24 protein-coding genes are annotated in these 22,491 nt (G+C 61.2%); 12 read left to right on the top strand and 12 right to left on the bottom strand.

Translation table 11 applies throughout. The annotated features are described in order from the left end of the window. Positions 1–24: 24 nt before the first annotated feature. From AC193Q_RS09490 to AC193Q_RS09480, 3 genes are all read left to right on the top strand, one after another. Entirely contained in the window at positions 25–804 is a 780-nt protein-coding gene (locus AC193Q_RS09490) for an ABC transporter substrate-binding protein (RefSeq protein WP_047293409.1), read from the top strand. Between the two features lie 210 nt (positions 805–1,014). Continuing rightward, a complete protein-coding gene (locus tag AC193Q_RS09485) occupies positions 1,015–2,127 on the top strand; it encodes a M14 family metallopeptidase (RefSeq protein ID WP_483879445.1) in 1,113 nt (370 codons plus the stop codon). 175 nt (positions 2,128–2,302) lie between these two features. After that, positions 2,303–3,019 carry an alpha/beta hydrolase gene (locus AC193Q_RS09480; RefSeq protein WP_483879444.1) on the top strand — a complete coding sequence of 239 codons (717 nt, stop codon included), beginning with the start codon at positions 2,303–2,305 and terminating at the stop codon, positions 3,017–3,019. 3 nt (positions 3,020–3,022) lie between these two features. Here AC193Q_RS09480 and AC193Q_RS09475 read toward each other — a convergent pair whose 3' ends face one another. Both AC193Q_RS09475 and AC193Q_RS09470 read right to left on the bottom strand, forming a co-directional pair. Next, positions 3,023–3,589: a DcrB/PsbP domain-containing protein gene (locus tag AC193Q_RS09475; protein ID WP_483879443.1), complete on the bottom strand. Its 567-nt coding sequence runs from the start codon at positions 3,587–3,589 to the stop codon at positions 3,023–3,025. A 75-nt stretch (positions 3,590–3,664) separates the two neighbouring features. Then, positions 3,665–4,459, bottom strand: coding sequence for a hypothetical protein (locus AC193Q_RS09470; protein ID WP_483879442.1), 795 nt, complete (start codon positions 4,457–4,459; stop codon positions 3,665–3,667). 132 nt (positions 4,460–4,591) lie between these two features. Between AC193Q_RS09470 and AC193Q_RS09465 the strand changes: the two genes are divergently transcribed. Both AC193Q_RS09465 and AC193Q_RS09460 read left to right on the top strand, forming a co-directional pair. Continuing rightward, a complete protein-coding gene (locus AC193Q_RS09465) occupies positions 4,592–5,128 on the top strand; it encodes a chalcone isomerase family protein (RefSeq protein WP_121186126.1) in 537 nt (178 codons plus the stop codon). A gap of 143 nt (positions 5,129–5,271) precedes the next feature. Continuing rightward, positions 5,272–6,591 (top strand): Nramp family divalent metal transporter, encoded by a 1,320-nt coding sequence (locus tag AC193Q_RS09460; protein ID WP_483879441.1) that lies wholly within the window; start codon positions 5,272–5,274, stop codon positions 6,589–6,591. 246 nt (positions 6,592–6,837) lie between these two features. On the opposite strand, the gene AC193Q_RS09455 is transcribed toward AC193Q_RS09460, so the two are convergent. Genes AC193Q_RS09455 through AC193Q_RS09445 form a run of 3 tightly spaced genes read right to left on the bottom strand, consistent with a single transcriptional unit; the run spans position 6,838 to position 9,419 of the window. Then, on the bottom strand, positions 6,838–8,019 hold the full coding sequence (locus AC193Q_RS09455) for an acetyl-CoA C-acetyltransferase (protein WP_047293421.1): 1,182 nt from the start codon (positions 8,017–8,019) through the stop codon (positions 6,838–6,840). 11 nt (positions 8,020–8,030) lie between these two features. After that, entirely contained in the window at positions 8,031–8,696 is a 666-nt protein-coding gene (locus AC193Q_RS09450) for a CoA transferase subunit B (protein WP_047293423.1), read from the bottom strand. A 24-nt stretch (positions 8,697–8,720) separates the two neighbouring features. Further along, positions 8,721–9,419 (bottom strand): CoA transferase subunit A, encoded by a 699-nt coding sequence (locus tag AC193Q_RS09445; RefSeq protein ID WP_121186122.1) that lies wholly within the window; start codon positions 9,417–9,419, stop codon positions 8,721–8,723. Between the two features lie 265 nt (positions 9,420–9,684). Between AC193Q_RS09445 and AC193Q_RS09440 the strand changes: the two genes are divergently transcribed. Further along, complete coding sequence (locus AC193Q_RS09440) at positions 9,685–10,560, top strand: LysR family transcriptional regulator (protein ID WP_047293426.1); 876 nt, start codon at positions 9,685–9,687, stop codon at positions 10,558–10,560. Positions 10,561–10,682: 122 nt separating this feature from the next. On the opposite strand, the gene AC193Q_RS09435 is transcribed toward AC193Q_RS09440, so the two are convergent. From AC193Q_RS09435 to AC193Q_RS09420, 4 genes are all read right to left on the bottom strand, one after another. Beyond that, positions 10,683–11,525: an NAD-dependent protein deacetylase gene (locus AC193Q_RS09435; RefSeq protein WP_483879440.1), complete on the bottom strand. Its 843-nt coding sequence runs from the start codon at positions 11,523–11,525 to the stop codon at positions 10,683–10,685. 153 nt (positions 11,526–11,678) lie between these two features. Beyond that, entirely contained in the window at positions 11,679–12,725 is a 1,047-nt protein-coding gene (locus AC193Q_RS09430; RefSeq protein ID WP_047293431.1) for a class I SAM-dependent methyltransferase, read from the bottom strand. A gap of 207 nt (positions 12,726–12,932) precedes the next feature. After that, the gene (locus AC193Q_RS09425) at positions 12,933–14,243 is read right to left on the bottom strand and encodes a sensor histidine kinase (RefSeq protein WP_047293433.1); all 1,311 of its coding nucleotides are present in this window, start codon (positions 14,241–14,243) and stop codon (positions 12,933–12,935) included. Further along, positions 14,240–14,980 (bottom strand): response regulator, encoded by a 741-nt coding sequence (locus tag AC193Q_RS09420; RefSeq protein ID WP_047293435.1) that lies wholly within the window; start codon positions 14,978–14,980, stop codon positions 14,240–14,242. The genes AC193Q_RS09425 and AC193Q_RS09420 overlap by 4 nt, the downstream gene beginning before the upstream one ends. A 296-nt stretch (positions 14,981–15,276) precedes the next feature. Between AC193Q_RS09420 and AC193Q_RS09415 the strand changes: the two genes are divergently transcribed. Then, positions 15,277–15,540, top strand: coding sequence for a DUF2790 domain-containing protein (locus AC193Q_RS09415; RefSeq protein ID WP_047293437.1), 264 nt, complete (start codon positions 15,277–15,279; stop codon positions 15,538–15,540). Between the two features lie 44 nt (positions 15,541–15,584). Here AC193Q_RS09415 and AC193Q_RS09410 read toward each other — a convergent pair whose 3' ends face one another. Further along, positions 15,585–16,046: a GNAT family N-acetyltransferase gene (locus AC193Q_RS09410; RefSeq protein WP_095668876.1), complete on the bottom strand. Its 462-nt coding sequence runs from the start codon at positions 16,044–16,046 to the stop codon at positions 15,585–15,587. Between the two features lie 228 nt (positions 16,047–16,274). Between AC193Q_RS09410 and AC193Q_RS09405 the strand changes: the two genes are divergently transcribed. Continuing rightward, complete coding sequence (locus AC193Q_RS09405; RefSeq protein ID WP_047293441.1) at positions 16,275–16,547, top strand: DUF4242 domain-containing protein; 273 nt, start codon at positions 16,275–16,277, stop codon at positions 16,545–16,547. Positions 16,548–16,577: 30 nt separating this feature from the next. After that, positions 16,578–17,390 carry a class I SAM-dependent methyltransferase gene (locus AC193Q_RS09400; protein ID WP_047293443.1) on the top strand — a complete coding sequence of 271 codons (813 nt, stop codon included), beginning with the start codon at positions 16,578–16,580 and terminating at the stop codon, positions 17,388–17,390. Positions 17,391–17,527: 137 nt separating this feature from the next. Here the strand turns inward: AC193Q_RS09400 and pcsA are convergent, their stop codons facing one another. Beyond that, on the bottom strand, positions 17,528–18,250 hold the full coding sequence (gene pcsA / locus AC193Q_RS09395; RefSeq protein ID WP_041073513.1) for a phosphatidylcholine synthase: 723 nt from the start codon (positions 18,248–18,250) through the stop codon (positions 17,528–17,530). Between the two features lie 250 nt (positions 18,251–18,500). Here pcsA and AC193Q_RS09390 point away from each other — a divergent pair, with 250 nt between their 5' ends. Then, positions 18,501–19,268, top strand: a complete 768-nt coding sequence (locus AC193Q_RS09390) for a tellurite resistance TerB family protein (RefSeq protein ID WP_121187786.1) — start codon at positions 18,501–18,503, stop codon at positions 19,266–19,268. Positions 19,269–19,361: 93 nt separating this feature from the next. On the opposite strand, the gene AC193Q_RS09385 is transcribed toward AC193Q_RS09390, so the two are convergent. Beyond that, positions 19,362–19,820 carry an REP-associated tyrosine transposase gene (locus AC193Q_RS09385; RefSeq protein ID WP_095668879.1) on the bottom strand — a complete coding sequence of 153 codons (459 nt, stop codon included), beginning with the start codon at positions 19,818–19,820 and terminating at the stop codon, positions 19,362–19,364. Between the two features lie 320 nt (positions 19,821–20,140). Here AC193Q_RS09385 and AC193Q_RS09380 point away from each other — a divergent pair, with 320 nt between their 5' ends. Then, a complete protein-coding gene (locus AC193Q_RS09380) occupies positions 20,141–21,520 on the top strand; it encodes an iron-containing redox enzyme family protein (RefSeq protein ID WP_483879439.1) in 1,380 nt (459 codons plus the stop codon). A gap of 10 nt (positions 21,521–21,530) precedes the next feature. Then, positions 21,531–22,484 (top strand): methyltransferase, encoded by a 954-nt coding sequence (locus tag AC193Q_RS09375; protein WP_047293454.1) that lies wholly within the window; start codon positions 21,531–21,533, stop codon positions 22,482–22,484. Positions 22,485–22,491 lie beyond the last annotated feature (7 nt).

Genomic DNA, 22,491 nt, shown 5'->3' with positions numbered 1-22,491 from the left:
AGCCTCCGCACACAGGAGTAATAAATGAAGAAGCTAGTGATGTTCGGTGCCCTGGCACTGTCGATGTTGTCCCTGACCGCTGTCGCCGAAGACGCCAAACCGATTCGTCTGGGGATCGAAGCCGCTTACCCGCCATTCTCGATGAAAACCGCTGACGGCAAGCTCACCGGGTTCGATGTCGACATCGGCGATGCGCTGTGCAAACAGATGGACGTTAAATGCGTGTGGGTCGAGCAGGAGTTCGATGGCCTGATCCCGGCACTCAAAGTGAAGAAGATCGACGCGATCCTGTCCTCGATGACCATCACCGACGACCGCAAGAAGAACGTCGATTTCACCATCAAGTACTACCACACCCCGGCGCGCTTCGTGATGAAGGAAGGCTCGGGTGTCAAAGACCCGCTGACCGAACTCAAGGGCAAGAAAGTCGGCGTACTGCGCGCCAGTACCCACGACCGCTACGCCACCGACATCGCCAAGGACGCCGGGTTCGAAGTGGTGCGCTACGGTTCGCAACAGGAAGCCAACCTGGATATGAAATCCGGTCGTCTGGACGCGATGCTGGCCGACTCGGTCAACCTCAGCGACGGTTTCCTGAAGACCGACGCCGGCAAAGGCTTCGAATTCGTCGGCCCGACCTACGAAGACGCCAAGTACTTCGGTGGCGGCGCCGGCATTGCGGTGCGCAAGGGCGATACCGAGCTGGCCGAGAAATTCAACAAGGCCATCACCGAAATCCGCGCCAATGGCGAGTACAAGAAAGTCCAGGACAAGTACTTCGACTTTGACGTGTACGGCCATTAATACGGCGTAGAAAAAAGTGGTCCCGTTTGCGCGGTGGCCACTTTTTTTGTGCTCTCTTTCTACGGCGGAGATTCACTGTGGGAGCGAGCTTGCTCGCGAATGCGGTTTAACATTCAACATCTTTATTGACTGTCAGGTTGCATTCGCGAGCAAGCTCGCTCCCACAGGGATCTCATCGATCCAGATCTACCAGACTGCAGGAGTTTTCCCATGCAACGCATCGACCATGTCCTGCCCTGGAGCCACTTGGGCAGCGAACGTTCCCTCAGCGTCTTCCGTTACGGCGCGGGCAGCCGCAAGGTCTACATCCAGGCCAGTCTGCACGCCGACGAACTGCCGGGCATGCGCACCGCATGGGAACTCAAGCAACGCCTGAATGCGCTGGAACAGCAGGGCCGTCTGCAAGGGGTGATCGAGTTGGTGCCGGTGGCCAACCCGATCGGGCTCGATCAGCATTTGCAAGGCAGCCACATGGGCCGCTTCGAGCTGGGCAGCGGAAAGAATTTCAACCGCGCGTTTGTCGAACTCAGCGCGCCAGTGGCGGCGCGCATCGGCGAGCGGCTGGGCAGCGATGCCGAGGCCAACATAGCGTTGATCCGGCAAACCATGGGCCAGGTGCTCGATGAACTGCCGGCCCCGGCCTCGCAGCTGGAAGCTCTGCACCGCTTGCTGCTGCGCCATGCCTGCGACGCCGACATCACTCTGGATCTGCATTGCGATTTTGAGGCGGCGATTCACCTCTACGCGCTGCCGCAACACTGGCCGCGCTGGCAATCGCTGGCGGCGCGACTGCAGGCCGGCGTTGCACTGTTGTGTGAAGACTCCGGCGGCAGTTCGTTCGACGAGTCGTGCTCATCGCCGTGGCTGCGTCTGGCGCGGGCGTTTCCGAACGCGGCGATTCCCCCGGCGAACCTTGCCACCACCCTGGAACTGGGCAGTATGGGCGATACCCGGGTAGATCTGGCGCAGGCCAATTGCGAAGCGATACTCGGCTTTCTCGCCGAGCAGGGGTTCATCAGCGGCGAATGGCCGGCGGCCCCGAGCGAGTGCTGCGAAGGCATGCCGTTCGAAGGCACCGAATACCTGTTCGCGCCGCACCACGGCGTGGTCAGTTTCCTGCGTAATGCCGGGGAGTGGGTCGAGCAGGGCGATGCGTTGTTCGAGGTGGTGGACCCGTTGAATGACCGCCTCACCACCGTCCGCGCCGGCACCAGCGGCGTGCTGTTTGCGATTGATCGTGGGCGTTACACCCAGCCGGGAATCTGGCAGGCCAAAGTGGCGGGGCGTGAGCCGATTCGGGTGGGCAAGTTGATCAACGACTGATAGAACTCCGGTGTTTTTGCTGGCCTCATCGCTGGCAAGCCAGCTCCCACAGGTTTTGTGAACACCACCGATCACTGTGGGAGCTGGCTTGCCAGCGATGGCGGCATCCGCGACACCACAACGTTCAGACAATGTTAGGCTGCCCCGAACCCGACACTCCGTGAAGGAAGGCTCTATGTTGAAGGCGTTTGCCCTGTTAACCCTGCTGGCGTCCAGCGCCGTGCATGCGCAAACCACGCTGCAAAGCGACTTGCCACTGAAATACATCGAACAGGTCCACCCGGACGCGGACACTCGACCACTGGTGATATTCCTGCACGGCTACGGCAGTAACGAAGCCGATCTGATCGGTATGAAATTTCAGCTGCCGGCGCAGTACAACTACCTCTCGGTGCAGGCGCCGCTGGCGTTGGGCGAAGGACGTTTCCAGTGGTTTCGCAAGAAAGGCGAAGGGGCTTACAACGGCGAGACCGATGATCTGCAGGCCAGCGGCCAGAAGTTGCGGGAGTTTGTCGCGCAGGCGGCGCAGAAATATCACGCCAGCCCGGACAAGGTGTACCTGATCGGTTTCAGTCAGGGCGCGATGATGACCTACGAAGTGGGCTTGCGTCCGCCGGTGGCGGTCGGCGGGATTGCGGCGTTGAGCGGACGGCTGTTGCCGGTGTTGAAAACCGAACTAAAAGCCGAGCAGCCACCGCTGCCGCTGCACATCTTCATCGGCCATGGCACCGCCGATGATCGAGTGCCGTACCGCGACGGCACCGAGGCCAATACGCTGCTGCAGAAACTCGCCTATAAGCCCGAGTTTCACGCCTATCCCGGCGTCGGCCACAGCATCAGCGCGGCCGAGCTGCGTGACTTGAACGCCTGGCTGCAGCAGCTCAACCCATGACGGTCACTTGTCCTTGAGGATGGTTTTCACCAGCGCATCGTGACCGCTTTTGTCGCTGGCCCGGGAAATCACCTGGACCAAGGCCATGCGTTTGCCGGAGGCGGCGAGCAGGGTGGTATTGAGTGTCTGGCCGCCGCCTTGGGTGGCAGTACTGTCGACCTGACGCACGCCGAGGCCGCTGCTTTTCTGGGTCAGACTCTTTTCTGTGAGCTTGTTGAAGTCCGGCAGCGCCTTGCGCTGGTCATCGATGAAACTTGCCAGGCTGCCGTCGAGAAATTCGTTGTCGTTGTCCTTCACGCTGGTGCCACCGGCGATCTGGTTTTCCGCGGCGATGACCACGGTCTTGGTCGCCTGATTGGTGTACATCGTGCCTTTGGCACCGGTCGGCCCGGCTGGCAGCGGGTCGGCGGTGAAGCCTTTGGGCAGGACGAAGGTGAACTTGCCGTCGAGCATCGACACGTTGTTGGTCGAGGCCTTTTCCTTGGGCTTGGCTGCCTGGGCGTTGAGGGCGCCGAGACCGGCGACCGCCGCCAGCAACAGGACGACGGCTTTCTTGCTGAGCAATGACATGTGAATCTCCGAGGGATGGTCGCGCCAGGGCGGCGATGATCCCACGGAGCATGCCTGGCATTCCAGCGCGGTTTGTCAGGTGTTCGCATCAGCCTCGGAAGTACGGTTTTTTGCCGGAACAGGTCGGGCCAGCAGTTTGCGGGTGACCCCGAGCATGGCCACCGACACCGCGACACCGGCGAGGAATCCGCTGAGGCCGAGGCTTGGCAGGGTCAGCGCCGACGCCAGACAAAACGCCGAAAACGAGTACATGCCCGTCGCCGTCGCCCGCAGCAATGCCGCGGTAAATGCCGGGCCACGGGTCTGCTGAGAAAACACCGCCATCACACTGCCGAGCACCGGGAACACCGCGAGCAGACCGCTCCAGCGTTCGCCCACGGTACTGGCGAGCATCGTCACCAACAGCGTCAGCGCCGCGCCGGCAATCATTCGCCAGAGCAGTTTGTCCGATTTCGGTGCCGGGCCGTTCAGCACCGGTTGCACATTGGGGAACAGGTACGGCGCGGCGAGCAGGGCAGTGGCCGCCGCCGCGACGGAGAACGTCAGTGACGACGGAATCAGCGACAACACCAGCGCCAGCACCGCCCACACTGCCAGGGAAATCGTCAGCGCCCATGGCCAGTTCGCCCGCTGCGCCACCTGCGCGTAGGTGATGCAGAAGGCGATCATGGCGAACATCGCCGACAGTGCCGCGACCGCCGATTGCGCAGCAAACGACGGCCCCTGTTCGATGGCGAGGAAAAACAGAATCGGCCCGACCACCACTGGCAATCCCGACAGCCAACCGGCGACGCTCGGCCCCCAGCGCTTGCCAGCGAGGGAAATCAGCAGCAGGAAACCGGGGATCAGCAGTAATTTGAGGATCAGCACGCGGGAGGCCTCCGGGGGATTGAACGGCCACGGTAACCGATTGCTGCATTGATCGACAATTTTTGTATACAAAGTGCGCGAGTGATATCCGCTATGCTCTGAAGATCAGGGTATACCGGGGTCGATGCCGCAATGAACAAACCATCGAAGTTGCTGCGTGGGTGCTGTGGCATCGGCTTGTGGGCGTTGTTACTCACACCGACCTGGGCCAATTGGCAGGACGCGGTGCCCGGCGCGCAAATCATCGGCACCGGCGATTTCAGCGTGTTCGGCTTCGACGTCTACAACGCCCGGTTGTGGAGCGCGGCACGCCCATTGTCGACCGAACAGCCCTTCGCCCTGGAGCTGATCTACCGGCGCGAGATCTCGCGCGATGATCTGGTGCAGGCCAGTGTCGATGAAATCAAACGGCTGGCAGGCTCGGGCGTCAGTCCCGCGCAACTGGCCAGGTGGCAAGGACAAATGCAGCAATCGTTCGTCGATGTGCAGGCGGGCACACGGATTACCGGCGTATACCTGCCGGGGCAGGGTGCGCGATTCTTTGTCGGGCAGCAGTTGCAGCACGAAATTGATGATCCGCAATTTGCCCGGGCGTTTTTCGATATCTGGCTGGATCCGCGTACTCGTAATCCCGAATTGCGCGAGCAGTTACTGGGTATGAGTCGTTAAGAGCAAAAGATCGCAGCCTTCGGCAGCGCCTACAGGATATGCATTCCAATGCAGGAGCTGCCGAAGGCTGCGATCTTTTGCTCTTCAAGGGTTCAACTGAAACCTCTAAGCTGCGTCTTTCGAACTTGTTTCTGGATGTGTGCGTGAAATTCAGCTTACCCAAAATCGCCACTGCGCCGTTCTGCCCGCCAGAAGTAGCCGGCAGCGTCGCGGTCGATCCGAACGCTTCGTTCTTCAAACGCGTGCTGCGTTTTGCCGGTCCCGGCCTGTTGGTGTCGATCGGCTACATGGACCCCGGTAACTGGGCGACCGCCATCGAGGCCGGTTCGCGTTTTGGTTACAGCCTGCTGTTCGTGGTGTTGCTGGCGAGCCTGGCGGGAATGGTCGTGCAATGCCTCTGCTCGCGGCTGGGCATCGCCACCGGCCGCGATCTCGCGCAATTGTCCCGTGAGCGCTACAGCACCCCGACCGCGCGCCTGCAATGGGTGCTGGCGGAAATCTCGATCATCGCCACCGATCTGGCCGAAGTGCTCGGCTGTGCCTTGGCCTTCCATTTATTGCTGAGTTGTTCGCTGACCTTCGGCATTGCCCTGACTGCCTTCGATACGCTGCTGGTGCTGGCTCTGCAGAACCGTGGCTTCCGTCGGCTGGAGGCAATCATGCTGGTGCTAGTGGCGACCATCGGCGTGTGTTTCTTCGTTGAGCTGGTGCTGATCAAACCTTACTGGCCGCAGGTGTTCGCCGGATTCAAACCGTCGCTCTCGGCGATCAGCGATGCTGCGCCGCTGTACCTGGCGATCGGTATTCTTGGCGCGACGGTGATGCCGCACAACCTTTACCTGCACACCTCGATTGTGCAAACGCGGATGATCGGCAAGGATCTGGCCAGCAAGCAGGACGCGGTGAACCTGGCGCGCATCGACACCATTGGCTCGCTGGCGCTGGCGCTGCTGGTCAACGCGGCGATCCTGATTCTGGCGGCGGCCGCTTTTCATCAGTCGGGGCATACCGACGTGGTCGACATTCAGGACGCCTACCACCTGCTCGACCCGCTGGTCGGTGGCGCGCTGGCCAGTGTGCTGTTCGGCGTCGCGTTGCTGGCGTCGGGGCAGAGCTCGACGTTCACCGGGACCATCGCCGGGCAGGTAATCATGGAGGGTTACCTGAACCTGCGGATTCCCTGCTGGCAGCGGCGTTTGATCACGCGTGGGCTGGCGTTGATCCCGGCATTCATTGGCGTGTGGCTGATGGGCGATAACGCGGTGGGCAAATTGCTGGTGTTGAGTCAGGTGGTGTTAAGCCTGCAGCTGCCATTTGCGCTGTACCCGTTGATTCGCATGACCAGCGACAAACAACTGATGGGGCCGTTTGTGAATCGGCTGCCGACCCGGGTGCTGGCGTGGGGATTGTTTGTGGTGATCAGTGGGGCGAATGCCTGGTTGATTCTGCAGATGGTGGTGTGAGCCATGTTTTGTGCTGCCTGAACCGGCCTCATCGCTGGCAAGCCAGCTCCCACAGTGATTGAGGGTGGATTCAAATTCTTTGTATACCCCAAGACCCTGTGGGAGCTGGCTTGCCAGCGATGGGGCCCTGAAGATCGACACAAAATTCAGGCAAAAAAAACCGGTGCAACGCAAGTCGCACCGGTTTTTTTGTTGCCAGCGAGCAGCGGATGTCGTGGATCCGCCGCCCGCCGATGAACTCGATTGTTAAGGGCGTTCCAGCGCCAGCGCCACACCCTGACCGCCGCCGATGCACAAGGTCGCCAGACCTTTTTTCGCATCACGCTTGAGCATCTCGTGCAGCAAGGTCACCAGCACCCGGCAGCCCGACGCACCGATCGGGTGACCGAGGGCGATGGCGCCGCCGTTGACGTTGACCTTGTCCAGATCCCATTGCAGATCCTTGGCCACCGCCAGTGATTGTGCGGCGAAGGCTTCGTTGGCTTCGATCAGGTCCAGTTGACCGATGTTCCAGCCTGCCTTGTCGAGGCAGCGACGGGTGGCCGAGACCGGGCCGATGCCCATGATCGCCGGGTCCACGCCCGCATTGGCGTAAGCCGCAATTTTCGCCAGCACCGGCAGGCCCAGAGCCTTGGCTTTCTCGGCGCTCATCAGGATGACGGCGGCGGCGCCGTCGTTCAGCGAGGAGGCATTGCCGGCGGTGACGCTGCCATCCTTCTTGAACGCCGGACGCAGTTTGGCCAGCGATTCGGCGGTGGTGTCGCCGCGCGGTTGTTCGTCGACCTTGAACGCGACCGGATCACCTTTGCGCTGCGGGATCAGAATCGGGGTGATTTCATCGACGAAACGCCCGGCTTCGATGGCTGCGGCGGCCTTGCGCTGCGAAGCGGCGGCAAAGGCGTCCTGCTGCTCGCGACTGATCTGGTATTGATCGACCAGATTCTCGGCAGTGATGCCCATGTGGTAATCGTTGAACGCATCCCACAGACCATCGCTGATCATGGTGTCGACGATTTGCGCGTGACCCATGCGCAGACCGGTGCGAGCACCCGGCATCACATAGTTGGACAGGCTCATGTTCTCCTGACCGCCCGCGATGATCACCTCGGCATCGCCACAACGAATCGCCTGCGCGCCCAAGTGCAGGGCTTTGAGGCCCGAGCCACAGACCTTGTTCAGGGTCATGGCTGGCACGGCATGGGGCAGGCCGGCCTTGATCGCCGCCTGACGCGCCGGGTTCTGCCCAGCGCCGGCGGTCAGCACCTGGCCCATGATCACTTCATCGACCTGCGCACCGTCCAGACCGGTCTGTTCCAGCAACTGACGGATCACCGCAGCGCCCAGATCCACCGCGGACACGCTGGCCAGAGACCCTTGGAAACTGCCGATCGCGGTGCGCGTGGCGGCAACAATTACGACGTCTTGCATTTTCGAATTCCTCACTGGGCAGCGAACTGCATTTCCGGTACGTGATCCGGGACGATCAGTTTACCAGCGGTTTTGGCGACGATTTCCTCGACGCTGACGCCAGGTGCGCGTTCCTTGAGGACAAAAGCGCCATTTTCGATTTCCAGGTAGGCGAGGTCGGTCAGTACGCGCTTGATGCAGCCGGCGCCAGTCAGCGGCAGGCTGCATTTGCTCAGCAGTTTGGACTCACCGTCCTTGGAGGCGTGGGTCATGATCACGATGATGTTGTCGGCACCGGCCACCAGATCCATCGCGCCGCCCATGCCCTTGACCAGTTTGCCGGGAATCATCCACGAGGCGATGTTGCCTTCGACGTCGACCTCGAACGCGCCGAGCACGGTCAGGTCGACATGCCCGCCGCGGATCATCGCGAAGGATTCGGCGGAGTTGAAGATCGATGCGCCGATGCGCGCGGTGACGGTCTGCTTGCCGGCGTTGATCATGTCGGCATCGATGGTGTCTTCAGTCGGAAACGGGCCCATGCCGAGCAGGCCGTTTTCCGATTGCAGCATGACTTCCATGCCGTCGGGAATGTAGTTGGCGACCAGGGTCGGAATGCCGATACCGAGGTTCACGTAGTAGCCGTCCTGCATTTCGCGGGCGACGCGCTGAGCCATTTGTTCGCGGGTAAGTGCCATGTTCTTATTCTCCGTCAGCCTGAGTTATTTGCGGATGGTGCGCTGTTCGATGCGCTTTTCGAACGTGCCGCAAATGACCCGGTCGACGTAGATGCCGGGGGTGTGGATCTGCGACGGATCCAGTTCGCCGGGCTCGACGATTTCTTCGACTTCGACCACGGTGATCTTGCCGGCGGTGGCCGCCAGCGGGTTGAAGTTCTGCGCGGTGTGACGGTAGATGACGTTACCGAAATGGTCGGCTTTCCAGCCTTTGACGATGGCGAAGTCGCCAGTGATGGATTCTTCCATCAGGTACTTGCGCCCGTTGAATTCACGCACTTCCTTGCCTTCGGCGACCGGGGTGCCGACGCCGGTGGCGGTGAAGAAGGCCGGGATACCGGCGCCGCCTGCGCGCATTTTCTCGGCGAGGGTGCCTTGCGGGGTCAGGATGACTTCAATGTCGCCCTTGAGCAGCTGCTCTTCGAACAATTTGTTTTCGCCGACGTAGGAGGCGATCACTTTGCTGATCTGGCGGTCAGTCAGCAGCACACCGAGGCCGAAACCGTCGACGCCGCAGTTATTGGAGACCACGGTGAGATCGCGGGTGCCTTTGCGCTTGATCTCGGCGATCAGGTTTTCCGGGATGCCACACAGGCCGAAGCCGCCGGCAATCACGGTCATGCCGTCTTCAAGACCCGCCATGGCCTCCTCGTAGGAACTCACGCGCTTGTCGAAACCTGCCATATGCACCTCTTTTATTGTTTGTCGGGCGGCTGGCTAGCCGAATGACTGGAGTGTCGCGCTGGAGGATATATTTGTTAAGTTGATTTTTAAGGTTGATTAATAGATAAAACTCAATAATTTCGGCTGTTACCCTGTAGGAGCTGCCGCAGGCTGCGATCTTTTGATCTTGATCCTAAAAAACAACATCAAAAGATCGCAGCCTGCGGCAGCTCCTACATGGATACGGCGTTTACTCGGCAATATCGCTAACAGGGCGTTATCCAGTATGACCATCAAACAGATCCGCGCCTTCCTCGCCGTGGCCCAGAGCCTGAGTTTCGCCGTGGCCTGCGAGCGTCTGCACTTGTCGCAATCGGCGCTGAGCCTGACCATCAAGGCGCTGGAAGAGGGTTTGGGCGGGCGGTTGTTCAGTCGCAACACGCGCAATGTGGCGCTGACCGCCGAGGGTGAATCGCTGCTGCCGCTGGCTCGGCGCCTGATCGCCGATTGGGACAACGCCGAAGACGAAATGCGCCAGCGTTTCAGTCTGCAACGCGGACGGGTGACGCTGGCGGCGATGCCGTCGTTTGCCGGCAACCTGTTGCCGCCGATCCTCAAGACGTTTCGCGCGCGCTATCCAAACGTCAATGTCACGGTCAACGACGTGATCAACGAACAAGTGCTGGAAATGGTGCGCGACCGCCACGTGGAACTGGGTGTCGCGTTCGAGCCGATGCAGAACACCTCGCTGACGTTCACGCCGCTGTACATGGACCGCTTTGTCGCGGTGGTGCCGCAAGATTCAGCGCTGGCCAGGCTTGGCGAAATCGACTGGCAGACCTTGCTGCAGGAACCGTTCATCACCCTGCAACGGCCGTCGACAGTGCGGGTGATGCTCGAAGAACACTTGCTGGCCCGGGGCATGAAGCTCCCGGTGGAGTTCGAAAGCCATCAACTGGCAACCGTCGGGCGCATGGTCGCCAGCGGCCTGGGAGTGAGTGCAGTGCCGGCGTTGTGTGCCGAGCAGATGCTCGAACTGGGCGCGCATTGCCTGACCTTGAATGATTCAGTGGAGCGAGCGATTGGCGTGCTGACCGAGCCCGGCAATGAACTGTCGGCAGCGGCGCAGGCACTGTTCGACATCCTCAAAGCCGAACACTGAACCCTGAACTGAGATCCCATCCCTGTAGGAGTTGCCGAAGGCTGCGATCTTTTGATCTTGCTTCTAAAAGACAAAGCCAAAAGATCGCAGCCTTCGGCAACTCCTACAGGGATTTTCGGTATTCAGGTAGATAAGTGTTGCGCCAGCAACGGCAGCAGTTGTTCGCATGACGCCTCGATCTTCAGATCCAACAGATCATCGGCCCGGGTCTTGCCCAGATTGATCGCCAGCATCGGCTTGCCGCGATCGGCGATCACCCGGCACAGACGGAACGCTGAATACGCCATCAGCGACGAACCCACCACCAGCAAACCCTCGGCTTTTTCCGCTGCGGCCATGGCCCGCGCCGCCGTCGGCTGCGCCACGTTCTCGCCAAAGAACACCACGTCCGGCTTCATCCGCTCCCCGTCGCAATACGGGCACTGCGGCGTCTGAAAGCGCGCCTCGAAGGCCGGATCGAGCAGGGTATCGCCGTCCGGCGCCTGCACTGCATCGACCCCGGCCAGATACGGATTCTGCTCGACCATGCGTTGCTGAATCTCATCGCGCGCACTGCGTTGGCCGCAATCCAGGCACAGCACCCGGTGCAGGCTGCCGTGCAATTCGATCACATCCTGACTGCCGGCCTGATCATGCAGGGTGTCGACGTTCTGTGTGATCAAGGCGCTGATCCGTCCCTGGCGCTGCAAATCCGCCAGTGCTGTATGCGCCGCGTTGGGTTGCGCCTGACGCACCCGGGGCCAGCCAAGCATGGCCCGCGCCCAATAGCGGCGGCGGGATTCGGGAGCGGCGAGAAATTCCTGATACATCATCGGTTGCCGGCCCCGGCGCACACCTTCGTTATCGCGGTAATCCGGAATGCCCGATGGCGTGCTGATGCCGGCGCCGGTCAGCACCAGAAAATCGCCATCGGCCATGGCCTGGCACAGGGTGTTGAAGTGTTCGCGGGTCGGGCTGTCGAGCATGCTCAGCACTCCGGGGAGGACGGTGCTCGCAGGTTAGCATTAACCGTGTGGCGAGGGAGCTTGCTCCCGCTGGATTGCAAGGCAAGCCCAAGAACAGGCCTGCTGCGCAGTCCAGCGGTAGCAAGCTCGCTCGCCACAGGTGATAGCGGTGAATTATTTGCGCGCCTCCAGAATCAGATTGAACGGCGTCTGCGTCGCCCGGCGGAAGTGCTTGAACCCAGCCTCGGCAAACACTTTGCGCAAGCGCACTTCACCCGCCTGCGCACCGAGCCCCAGGCCGACTTCCTGGGACAGCGAATTCGGCGTGCAGATAAAGGTCGAGGCCGCATAAAACAGGCGTCCGACCGGGTTGATATTGTCGTCCAGCGTATCGTTGGCAAATGGCTCGACCAACAGCACCGTGCCGTCGTCCTTTAATGATTTGAACGCATGCTGCGCAGCGCCGACCGGGTCGCCCATGTCGTGCAGGCAGTCGAAATAGCAGATCAGGTCATAGCCGTCACCGGGATAGCTTTTGGCGGTGCTCTGGAAGAATTCTGCCCGGCTGCTGACACCGCCTTCTTCGGCGCGCTGGGTGGCGACGGTGATTGACGGCGCGTGATAATCGAAACCGACAAAGTGCGATTTGGGAAACGCTTGGGCCATGATCACCGTTGAAGCGCCGTGGCCGCAGCCGATGTCGGCGACTTTGGCGCCTTTTTCCAGTTTGGCCACCACGCCGTCCAGCGCCGGCAGCCATTCCGCGATCAAGTGCCCCTTATAGCCGGGGCGGAAGAAGCGCTCCGTACCGCTGAACATGCACGGGTGGTGATCGCCCCAGGGCAGGGCGCCGTTGCCGCGCATGGCTTTGACCAGTTTGTCCTTGTCATGGAAAAACGAGGCCACCACGCCGAGTCCGCCGGCGACGTACACCGGTGAGTCTTCGACGGCGAGTGCCAGCGCCTGTTCTTCTGGCAGACGGAACTGGCCATCGTGATGCTCCATGTAGCCGGACGCGGCGTGCGCACTGAGCCATTCGCGCACCAGTCGGGGATTGCAGGTGGTTTTTTCAGCGAGGGCTTGCGGGGTGATCGGCTGACTGTCGGCCATTGCCCGATACAGCCCGAGTTCTTCGCCAACGATGACGTTCGCCAGCATTGCGGCGCCGCCCATGTCGTTGACCAGTTTGCCCATGAATGCGTTGAGTCTTGATTCGTCCATCACGAGTGCTCCTGATACAGGATCACCGTCCGGTGGCAAAACGTTGTCGAGGCATGGGCCGCAGGGCGATGGTCACGGAAATGGGCAGGGCACAGCTGACGTCGTCCTGCATTCCCCCTCGACTGGGTAATGAATCAGTCTAGCCGGGCCGGGTGAACCTTGCAGGCTGTGTGAGCCTGCAATTCCGATGAGGAATCTGTGCGGGGGTCAGCGCAGCGGCAGCCTCAGCACGGCACACAGCCCACCGCCCTCGCGATTGCTCAGGGTCAGCGAACCTCCGAGGGCCATGGCCAGTTGCTGAGCGATCGCCAGTCCCAGACCGGTACCGCCGGTATCACGATTACGCGAGTTTTCCACGCGATAGAACGGTTGCAGCACATGCGCCAGTTCGGCATCGGCGATGCCCGGGCCACGATCCATGACGGTGATTGCGAGGCTATCCTTGTGGGCTTCGACCCAAACTTCGGCGGCACCGGCGAATTTCAACGCGTTGTCGGTCAGGTTCACCAGCACCCGCCGCAGGGCCTGGGGGCGGGTATCGATCACCGCCGCGCTCTTGCCGATCAGGCGTACATCCTTGCCCATGTCCTGGTAATCGAACACCAGGCTGTCGAGGAAGGCGTCGAGGTCGGTGCGCCGGCTTTCTTCGGTCGAACCATGGATGCTGCGGGCGTAGGCCACGCCTTCGCGGACCAAGTGCTCCATTTCGCCGAGGTCGCTCCACAGTTTGTCTTTTTCCACTGAGTCGTCCATGAACTCGGCACGCAGCTTCATGCGGGTGATCGGGGTTTGCAGGTCGTGGGAAATCGCTGCCAGGAGTTGCATGCGCTCCTTCAGATACGCGGCGATGCGTGTCTGCATCGCGTTGAAGGCCCGCGCGGCGTGGGCCACTTCGATCGGGCCTTGCTCGTCGAGCATCACGGGATGGGCGTTGGGATCGAGGGTGTCCACGGCGTTGGCGAGGCGGGCGAGGGGGCGGATGGCAATGCGCACCGCCAGCCAGGTGCAGGCGATCAACAGCGCCAGTTGTCCGAGCAAAACCCCCGGCAGCCACGGCGACAAGGGCGGCATGGCCGGACGCACATCAATCGTCACCGGGCTGCCGTCGCTGAGTCTGACGTGGGCCTGAAAGTGTTTTTGCTCCCCGGCAAACCGGGTGAAGCCCAGCGGGTGTGCACCGCCGAGCGCGGCGCTGATCGAGGTCACGGCCACCGGCACCTCGTCGGCCTCGGGGTCGAGCGGCGCACCGGATTCGCCGACACTCAACAGATAGTCGTAGTTGGTGCGGGACAGTTGCTTGAGCCAGGCGGGCCGTTCCTGCGCGGGCAAGCGGTCGAGGATGGCGATCGACGTCGAGACGTCGTTTCGCATATTGCCCAGCATGGTGCTTCGGGCACTCTGGAAACGCTCGTAGTACTGCGCGCCAAACGACAGCGCCTGAGCGAGGATCAGCCCGACCAGAAAGATCAGCGACAAGCGTGACGCCAGCGTCCGTGGCCACTGCAGCCTGAAACTCATGCCGAAGCCCCGAAAATTTCCACCGGTAGCGAGAACACATAACCTTCGCTGCGCACGGTCTTGATGTAAGCCGGTTCGCGCGCATCGTCGAGCAGACGCTGGCGCAGGCGGCTGACCAGCAGATCGATGGAACGATCAAACAGATCGGCCTCGCGCCCCTGGGTCAGGTTGAGCAACTGATCGCGGCTGAGCACCCGTTGCGGGTGATCGAGGAACACCCGCAGCAAGCGGTATTCGGCGCCGCTGAGCGCGACCAGCGTGCCGTCCTGGTCCAGTAGGTGACGGGCCGAGGTGTCCAGCTGCCATCGGCCGAAGCCCAGCAGCCGACCGCTTTCGGTGACCACCAGGTTCGGCGGCAGCATCCGCGTGCGCCGCAGCACGGCGTTGATCCGCGCCAGCAGTTCGCGGGCAGCGAACGGTTTGGTCAGGTAATCGTCAGCACCCATTTCCAGGCCGATGATGCGGTCGGTTTCATCGTTGCGCGCGGTGAGCATCAGCACCGGCGTGGCCTTGTGTTTGCCCACGCGCAACTCGCGGCACAGCTGCAGACCATCGTCGCCGGGCATCATGATGTCGAGCACGATCAGGTCGACGGTGTTGGCTTCGAGAAAGCTGCGCATCTGTCGGCCATCGGCGACCACGGTGGTGCGCAAGCCGTTCTTTTTCAGGTAATTGCCAACCAGCTCGCGGATTTCGCGGTCGTCGTCGACGATGAGAATGTGATCGACATGTTCCATCGGTGCAGAACCTCTATCAAAGGGCAATGCCATGCAGTCTATCGAGCCTGCGCCGGCTTGCCTGCCAGGGTTTGTATTGCAGTGTATCTGGCGCCATGACGGATACATACACACGCAAAAACGCGATTTTTTCAGGGTTTTGTATCGCTGTGTATCTCCGGGTGGCGCAGATACACAACGCGTCATAACGGGCATTTCCAGACACAGACGTGATACCTCAGGCGCCTCAAATAGGCTCCATCGAGGCGCATCCAGCTTGCCTCGGCTCAACCCACCCACGCCTTGAGGTAACCGCCATGACCCGCACATCCGTGATCGCCGCGTGCCTGTTCGCCGCCCTGAACATCTGCACCCTGTCGGCCCGTGCCGAAGCCGATATCACCCCGCACACCTACACCTACGGCACGCACCTGGACGTGCAGAAAGTGCTGTCGATGACCCAGGACACCTCGGTGACCTGCGGCATTGTCGATGCGCGCATGACCTACCTCGATTCGGCAGGCAAAACCCAAGTGCTGGATTACCGTAAATTCGCCGATGGCTGCAACAACCAGAACTGAGTGCTCAGATGCATCGAGAGTCACCGCCCGCGCATATCAATGGCTCACAGGTCGCGCACCATGAGCCATTGCTCGTTGTCCCAGGCGCGAAAGCGCTCCAGCACTGTCCAGCCGCGTTTGGCGTAATAGTCCTGCTTGTTCTGTGTGTGCAGATAGAAGCGTGCGAAGCCGCGCTGTTTCGCCGCCTGGCTGATGCCGTCGATCAACCGTTCTGCCAGCCCCTGGCCGCGAGCTTGCGGGCTGACAAACACGCATGCCAGCCACGGGCCGAGATCCGGACGCAGCGCCAGGTCCGCCCGGGCCAGTGCCGCACCGCCGAGCAGGCGCTCGCCGTCCAGCGCAATCAGGCACGACCAGTCACCATTGTTCTGGCCGGCAGCGAACTCGCGTTGCCATTCGGTCAAGGGTTGCTCGGCATATTCGTAGGCGAACTGGCGGTGGATCCACTCGGCGTAAGTGTCGCTGTGCTGCGGGTGATCGACGAGCCATTCAAGACGCAGGGACATGATGGAATCCATTCACGGAACACGGGAAAGCATAAAAACCGAATGCCCCATGCAATGGCAATCTCGAAGTGTCTCGAGGCCTTTACAAAAAGCCGCCATTCATCGGCCAAGCCAGGGTTTTCCAGGCTCTTCGGACGATTGGCAGGGACGCCATCGACCCTCGGCGCGATAGTGGATGAGCAGGGCCACTGCCGTCCCTGTCACTGATAAAAAGAACGCGAGGTTGCCATGCCGAAATTCGTGATTGAACGCGAGATTCCAGGGGCCGGAAAGCTGTCGCCGCAAGAACTAAAAGCCGTATCGCAAACCTCCTGCCAGGTGTTGCGTGAACTCGGGCCACAGGTGCAGTGGCTGCAGAGTTACGTCACGGCCGACAAAATCTATTGCGTCTACATCGCCCCTGACGAGGAGCAGGTGCGCGAGCACGCCAGGCTGGGCGGCTTCCCGGCCAACAGCGTGGCACGGGTGATGACGGTCATTGACCCGACCACGGCTGAATGAAGTTCTCCAACCTGCTGCGGAGCACGATTGATGAGTACGCCCATTGATCTGACGGGTCTGAAGGAGCGCCAGAAAGTCGCCTGGGCCAGCGGCGATTACGCGGTGATCGGTACCACCTTGCAGATCGTCGGCGAAAACCTCGCCGAGGCTTGCGACCTGCGCTGCGATGAAGAGGTGCTGGATGTCGCCGCCGGTAACGGCAATGCAACCCTGGCGGCAGCGCGGCGTGGCTGCAAGGTGACCTCGACCGACTATGTCGCGGCGCTGCTCGAGCGTGGACAGGATCGGGCGCGGGCCGAGCATCTGGAGGTGATTTTTCAGGTCGCCGATGCCGAAGCGTTGCCGTTCGCCGACGAGAGTTACGACGCGCTGCTGTCGACCTTCGGCGTGATGTTTGCCCCGGATCAGGCCACTGCAGCTGCAGAACTGGCGCGGGTCTGCCGAAGGGGCGGGCGCATCGGTCTGGCGAACTGGACGCCGGAAGGCTTCGTCGGCCAGATGTTCAAGGTGCTTGGTCGCCACGTCCCGCCTCCCGCCGTGGCCCAGCCGCCGTCGAACTGGGGCACCGAAGCGTGGTTGCACAGCCACTTCAATGAGCGCGAATTTCTGCTGCAGGTCACCCGCCGCACGTTCAACTTCCGTTATCGCTCGGCGGCGCATTTCATCGACATCTTCCGTCACTGGTACGGGCCGGTGCACAAGGCTTTCGCGGCATTGCCGCCGGAAAGCGGTCAGGCGCTGGAGAGTGATCTGGCGGACTTGCTCAACCGCTCGAATCGGGCGGGAGCCGGTTCGCTGGTGGTGCCGAGCGAGTATCTGGAGGTGGTGATCACCAAACGCTGAATGGCGGAACAATGCCAATCCCTGTGGGAGCTGGCTTGCCAGCGATGGCGGCCGTCCTGTCAAAACGATGTCGACTGACAGTACGAAATCGCTGGCAAGCCAGCTCCCACAGGTATTCGTGTTTGGCAGGTCTGGCGCTATTTCAGGTGTGCCCCATCAACCCACTCCAGCGCCGTACGCCAGATGCAGATCCCCAGAAAGTACGCCGACATCAGCAGCCACAACCCCATCACCAGCGGATTGATCACCGGGTGATTGAGCACCAGCGACAGGCTGCACAGCAGCCAGATTGCCGTTACCGCGATGTTGATCGGCATGAACCGGCGCACTCGGAACGGGTGCAGGAACTTCATGCGGGTCACGGTCAGCAGCGCCAGGCCAATGATGGTCAGGAAAGTGATCCACGGTCCCGGGCCAATGATGTACAGGCACAGCGCGACCACGTTCCACGCGGCGGGGAAACCGACGAAATAGTTGTCCTTGCTTTTCATGTTGACGTTGCAGAAGCAGAACAGCGACGACACCAGAATCAGCGACACACTCAGCAGCAGGGTGTAGTCGGGCAGGGGGATGTAGCGGTAGATGAACAGCGCCGGGATAAACACGTAGGTCAGGTAGTCGATCACCAGATCGAGGATCGAGCCGTCAAAACTCGGCAGCACCGATTGCACATTGACCTTGCGCGCGAGCGCCCCGTCGAGGCCGTCGACGATCAATGCCACGCCCAGCCACATCAGGCAATGGGTCGGCTGGTTCTCCAGCAGGGCGAGGGTCGCCAGAAAGGCAGTGACCACGCCGGTCGCGGTAAAACCATGGGCGCCCCATGCTTTGAGCCTGGCGATGTGTACGGTCGATATCACAGGGGCGTTCTCCAGAAAAATGAAGCAAGCCGGGTATCACCCTCGAGCAAAGGGCGCCGGCAAACCGGGTCGGGGTTGCAGCTATCGACCGGTTTGGCCGGGATAAGGTTCACCACCGTTGAATCTTAGCTGGTCGCTCGAAAAATACCTCGGCGGAAACCGCCGGTGTCAGCCAGACGGTGCTGGCGCGATGGCTGCGCCGGTCTATTGTTGCCTGACGCAGTGAATGCCAATGCCTGAGGACGAGATCATGAACACCAGCGATTTGCTCGAACAACTGCTGCGGGGCCAGGCCTCGGCGGGACAACAAGGTGCTGGTTCGGCCGGCAGTGGGCTGGGTGGGTTGGGCGGCTTGCTTGGCGGTCTGTTGGGTGGTGGTGCAGGCCCCGGCGGCAGTGCGGCGCAGTCCGGTGGGCTGGGCGGTCTGGGCGGTCTGCTCGGAAGTCTGCTCGGCGGCGGTAGCGGTGGTGGCTTGGGCGGCGCGCTGGGTGGGGCACTCGGTGGCGGCGGAACACAAAGTCGTTCCGGCGGCACTAATTATGCGGCGCTGGCCTCATTGGGAATGATGGCGTTCCAGGCATATCAGGCCTGGCAGCGAAGTCAGGCGTCGGCGGCGCCACAACAGATCCCGCAAACGGCCAATCTGCTGGCCGGGCCCGAGATCGAGGAACACAGCCACGCGGTGCTGCGGGCGCTGATCGCGGCGGCCAAGGCGGATGGTGAGATCGACCCCCGGGAACGGCAGATGATCGATGAAGAGATTGGCAAACACACCGACGATCCACAATTGCAGCAATGGTTTAACGCTGAAGTTGCCAAACCGCTGGATGCCAACGAAGTCGCCACGGCTGCCAACGATGACCAGGCCATGGCTGCCGAGATGTACCTGGTCAGCGTGATCCTGGTGGACCACCAGCAAGATGCCGAACGCAACTACCTGGATGAACTGGCTGCCGCGCTGCAGATCGATCCGCAATTGCAGGTGCATCTGGAGCAGCAGGCCAAGGGGCAGGGCTGAAGCAAAACTCAAAAGGTCGCAGCCTTCGGCAGCTCCTACAGGGGACAATCGTTCCAAATGTAGGAGCTGCCGAAGGCTGCGATCTTTTGATCTTCAGAGCCATACTGCGTCCCATAGCGGGTAATCACCCGGGCGCTTTACCAGACCGGCCCGCAATGGATTCATGACAATGTAGCGGGCAGCCGCTTTCAAATCTTCATCGCGACGCAGAGCTCGGTCGTGATAGCCGCGTTGCCACAGGCCTCCCTGACTGCCAGACATCAGGTTTACCGACCGACAGCTACGCGATTTGACGCGGCACATCAGCTGGGCCAAGGAGCCTCGTTTCAGGTCGACCAACCAATGCAGGTGATCCGGCATGACCACCCAAGCCAAAGACACGCCCAATCCTGCCTCATCTGCCGCGCGCATCTGCTCAACCAATAATCTTCCGACTTTCCAGTCGGAAAAAACCGGCCGACGCTCCTTAACCACCGCCGTCAGCAAATAAACCCGCCCAACCTCCGAATAGCGTCCCTTGCGTAAACCGCAGGCTTTTGCAGCTTCAGGCATTCCATTGCCCTCCGTAACCATCGTCCTTCAACACTAGCTGCCCAATGACAGTTCACGAACCCAAGCCATTACACGATGTAAATGTAGGAGCTGCCGAAGGCTGCGATCTTTTGATCTTGATCGTAAAAGACAAAATCAAAAGATCGCAGCCTTCGGCAGCTCCTACAGTGACCAAGTGACCAAGTGAAAGAGAATTGGCACTGATCGCCGTCCGTCAGGGCAATTTTCATGTCGATTGAATTTTTCTCCGTAGCGGTTGCTCTGCTGCTGTAGAGGCGTGAAACAACGCCCTGACCGGCCAACCGAACGAGAACACTGACATGACTGCCCTGACCCCTCTGCAGGCGCCGAGCGCGCAGCAACAGCCCATCACTGCCGACGGCGATTTGCGGCGTATTTATGAAGCGCTGCTGCTCGAGCATTCGCCTGACACCCTCGCGCAGGATTTTCTCGCCGAGCAGTTGCAGCGCGCCGCGCTGCTGCCTGAAGAACTGCCGCAGGATCCGTCTGCGTGGCAGGAGTGGGTCGCCGGGCACTGCACAGAAGTTGCCCGGCAGTACGCCGATTACCTGCAACAGCGCCAGGCCGGCGGACCGCGCCAGTTCTTCAGCAACAAGGCTCACGCGCTGTACTTTCTGCAAGCCGTGGCACCGACCAAACTGGTGGATGGCGCGTGGCTGTACGGCTTGTTGGCGCAATGGCGCGATCCGCGTTTTGATGGCTTGCTGTGTACCTATCTGGAAGAACTCGGCGACGGCAATCCTGCGCAAAACCATGTGGTGATCTATCGCAAACTGCTCGCTGAACACGGTTTGCAGGATGCCAGCGCCATCGCCGATGAGCGCTACCTGCAAGGTGCATTGCAACTGGCACTCGGTGCCTGCGGTGAAGCTTGTTTGCCGGAGGTGATCGGTTACAACCTCGGTTACGAACAATTGCCGCTGCACCTGCTGATCAGTGCCTATGAGCTCAGCGAGTTGGGCATCGATCCGTACTATTTCACCCTGCATGTGACCATCGATAACGCCAGCACCGGTCATGCGCAAAAAGCCGTGCAGGCGGTGCTCGACCTGTTGCCGCTGGAAGCGGATCGCAGCGAGTTTCTGCGCCGGGTAGCGCTGGGCTATCGACTCAACGATCTGGGGCAGGGCAGCCGCGCCATCATCGAGGGTTTCGACCTGGAACAGGAAGTGCTGGCGATGCTCGAGCGCAAGCGTCCGTTTGGTCAGCACATGCATTCCGACTACTGCCGCTTCGACGGCAAAACCGTCAATCAGTGGCTGGCCACGCCCGAGCAACTGCCCGGGTTTCTGCAGGTGATGCAGGACAAGGGCTGGATCAAGCGCAATCAAGATCCGCAGGCCAGCCGTTTCTGGCAGTTGATCGACGGCGACGGTGCGGCGATGTTCGGCGTGTTCAGTCCTTATGAAAAGCAACTGCTGCACGACTGGATCGCCGGCGACTGGACGTCCTTGGAGAGGAATACGACGCCAAGACGCAGCCGTCAGGTCGCCACCCCTGACGCCGCCGTGCCCGAACACGATCCCGATGTGCAGCGTCTGACCTGCGCGCTACAAGGCCAGGACGGACACGCGCAAATGGCCACGCTGATCCCATGGCTGTCACCGGCCCGCCATGCCCACCCGGCGGGGCTGTTGGCAACGCGTCGCTTCATCGAACTCAAATCCAGTCTGCGTTAAGGAATTCTCCATGAATCAGGAAGAACATTTGTCTGCCGACGACCTCACACTGCTGCAGCTCGGTCGACGCTTGCAGGCCGACGGTTATCGTTTCATCACGCCGACGCCTTTGACCCATCAGCGGGTCAACCAGCGGGACGAGGGGCAGGTGGCCGATACCTTGCGTGATGTCTTCGGCTGGTCGCGCCCGTTTGAACCGGGGTTGTTGTCCGCCGAAGAGCAGCGGCAGTTACAGGAGGCGCAAGTGATTGACGCCTACGACGGCCGCTTGAAAAGCCGGGTGCGCTGGTCGAGTCTGGATGACCTGTTGTTCGTGCATTCGGGCTTTCCCACCGATGCCGCCGATTCGGTGTTTTTCGGTCCGGACACCTACCGTTTCGCGCAGTTGATTCACGCACATCTGCAGCAGAGCTTTGCACCGATCCAGCGTGCGGTGGATATCGGATGCGGGGCGGGCGTCGGCGCGATTCTGATTGCCCGCGCGCGGCGCGAAGCGCAGGTGTTGGCGGTGGACATCAACCCCGCCGCGCTGCGCCTGACCGCGATCAACGCGGCATTGGCCGAGGTTGTTAACGTCGAGGTGCAGGCCAGCGATGTGTTGCAGGGTACCGACGGCGACTTCGACCTGATCGTCGCCAACCCGCCGTACATGGCCGATCCGGCCGGACGTGCCTATCGGCATGGTGGTGGCTCGCTCGGTGCCGGGTTGTCGCTGCGCATCGTCGAGCAGGCACTCAATCGGCTGGCACCCGGCGGCTCGTTACTGCTGTATACCGGCGTGGCCATGGTCGATGGCCGTGATCCGTTTTTCGACACGGTGGTGCCACGCCTGGATTCGGCGCGATTCGGTTGGACCTATCGCGAACTGGATCCCGACGTGTTCGGTGAAGAATTGTTGAACCCCGGTTACCAGCGTGTAGACCGGATCGCCGTGGTCGCGCTGACTGTGACCCGCATTGGCTGACACAAGG

The sequence above is a fragment of the Pseudomonas sp. F2 genome (assembly GCF_057174385.1).
This window is presented reverse-complemented; position numbering and strand designations above follow the sequence as displayed.

Coding starts and splice junctions, on each gene's coding strand:
- AC193Q_RS09490 (WP_047293409.1), top strand. CDS start 25: ATGAAGAAGCTAGTGATGTTCGGTGCCCTGGCACTGTCGATGTTGTCC.
- AC193Q_RS09485 (WP_483879445.1), top strand. CDS start 1,015: ATGCAACGCATCGACCATGTCCTGCCCTGGAGCCACTTGGGCAGCGAA.
- AC193Q_RS09480 (WP_483879444.1), top strand. CDS start 2,303: ATGTTGAAGGCGTTTGCCCTGTTAACCCTGCTGGCGTCCAGCGCCGTG.
- AC193Q_RS09475 (WP_483879443.1), bottom strand. CDS start 3,589: ATGTCATTGCTCAGCAAGAAAGCCGTCGTCCTGTTGCTGGCGGCGGTC.
- AC193Q_RS09465 (WP_121186126.1), top strand. CDS start 4,592: ATGAACAAACCATCGAAGTTGCTGCGTGGGTGCTGTGGCATCGGCTTG.
- AC193Q_RS09455 (WP_047293421.1), bottom strand. CDS start 8,019: ATGCAAGACGTCGTAATTGTTGCCGCCACGCGCACCGCGATCGGCAGT.
- AC193Q_RS09450 (WP_047293423.1), bottom strand. CDS start 8,696: ATGGCACTTACCCGCGAACAAATGGCTCAGCGCGTCGCCCGCGAAATG.
- AC193Q_RS09445 (WP_121186122.1), bottom strand. CDS start 9,419: ATGGCAGGTTTCGACAAGCGCGTGAGTTCCTACGAGGAGGCCATGGCG.
- AC193Q_RS09440 (WP_047293426.1), top strand. CDS start 9,685: ATGACCATCAAACAGATCCGCGCCTTCCTCGCCGTGGCCCAGAGCCTG.
- AC193Q_RS09435 (WP_483879440.1), bottom strand. CDS start 11,525: ATGCTCGACAGCCCGACCCGCGAACACTTCAACACCCTGTGCCAGGCC.
- AC193Q_RS09430 (WP_047293431.1), bottom strand. CDS start 12,725: ATGGACGAATCAAGACTCAACGCATTCATGGGCAAACTGGTCAACGAC.
- AC193Q_RS09425 (WP_047293433.1), bottom strand. CDS start 14,243: ATGAGTTTCAGGCTGCAGTGGCCACGGACGCTGGCGTCACGCTTGTCG.
- AC193Q_RS09420 (WP_047293435.1), bottom strand. CDS start 14,980: ATGGAACATGTCGATCACATTCTCATCGTCGACGACGACCGCGAAATC.
- AC193Q_RS09415 (WP_047293437.1), top strand. CDS start 15,277: ATGACCCGCACATCCGTGATCGCCGCGTGCCTGTTCGCCGCCCTGAAC.
- AC193Q_RS09410 (WP_095668876.1), bottom strand. CDS start 16,046: ATGTCCCTGCGTCTTGAATGGCTCGTCGATCACCCGCAGCACAGCGAC.
- AC193Q_RS09405 (WP_047293441.1), top strand. CDS start 16,275: ATGCCGAAATTCGTGATTGAACGCGAGATTCCAGGGGCCGGAAAGCTG.
- AC193Q_RS09400 (WP_047293443.1), top strand. CDS start 16,578: ATGAGTACGCCCATTGATCTGACGGGTCTGAAGGAGCGCCAGAAAGTC.
- AC193Q_RS09390 (WP_121187786.1), top strand. CDS start 18,501: ATGAACACCAGCGATTTGCTCGAACAACTGCTGCGGGGCCAGGCCTCG.
- AC193Q_RS09385 (WP_095668879.1), bottom strand. CDS start 19,820: ATGCCTGAAGCTGCAAAAGCCTGCGGTTTACGCAAGGGACGCTATTCG.
- AC193Q_RS09380 (WP_483879439.1), top strand. CDS start 20,141: ATGACTGCCCTGACCCCTCTGCAGGCGCCGAGCGCGCAGCAACAGCCC.
- AC193Q_RS09375 (WP_047293454.1), top strand. CDS start 21,531: ATGAATCAGGAAGAACATTTGTCTGCCGACGACCTCACACTGCTGCAG.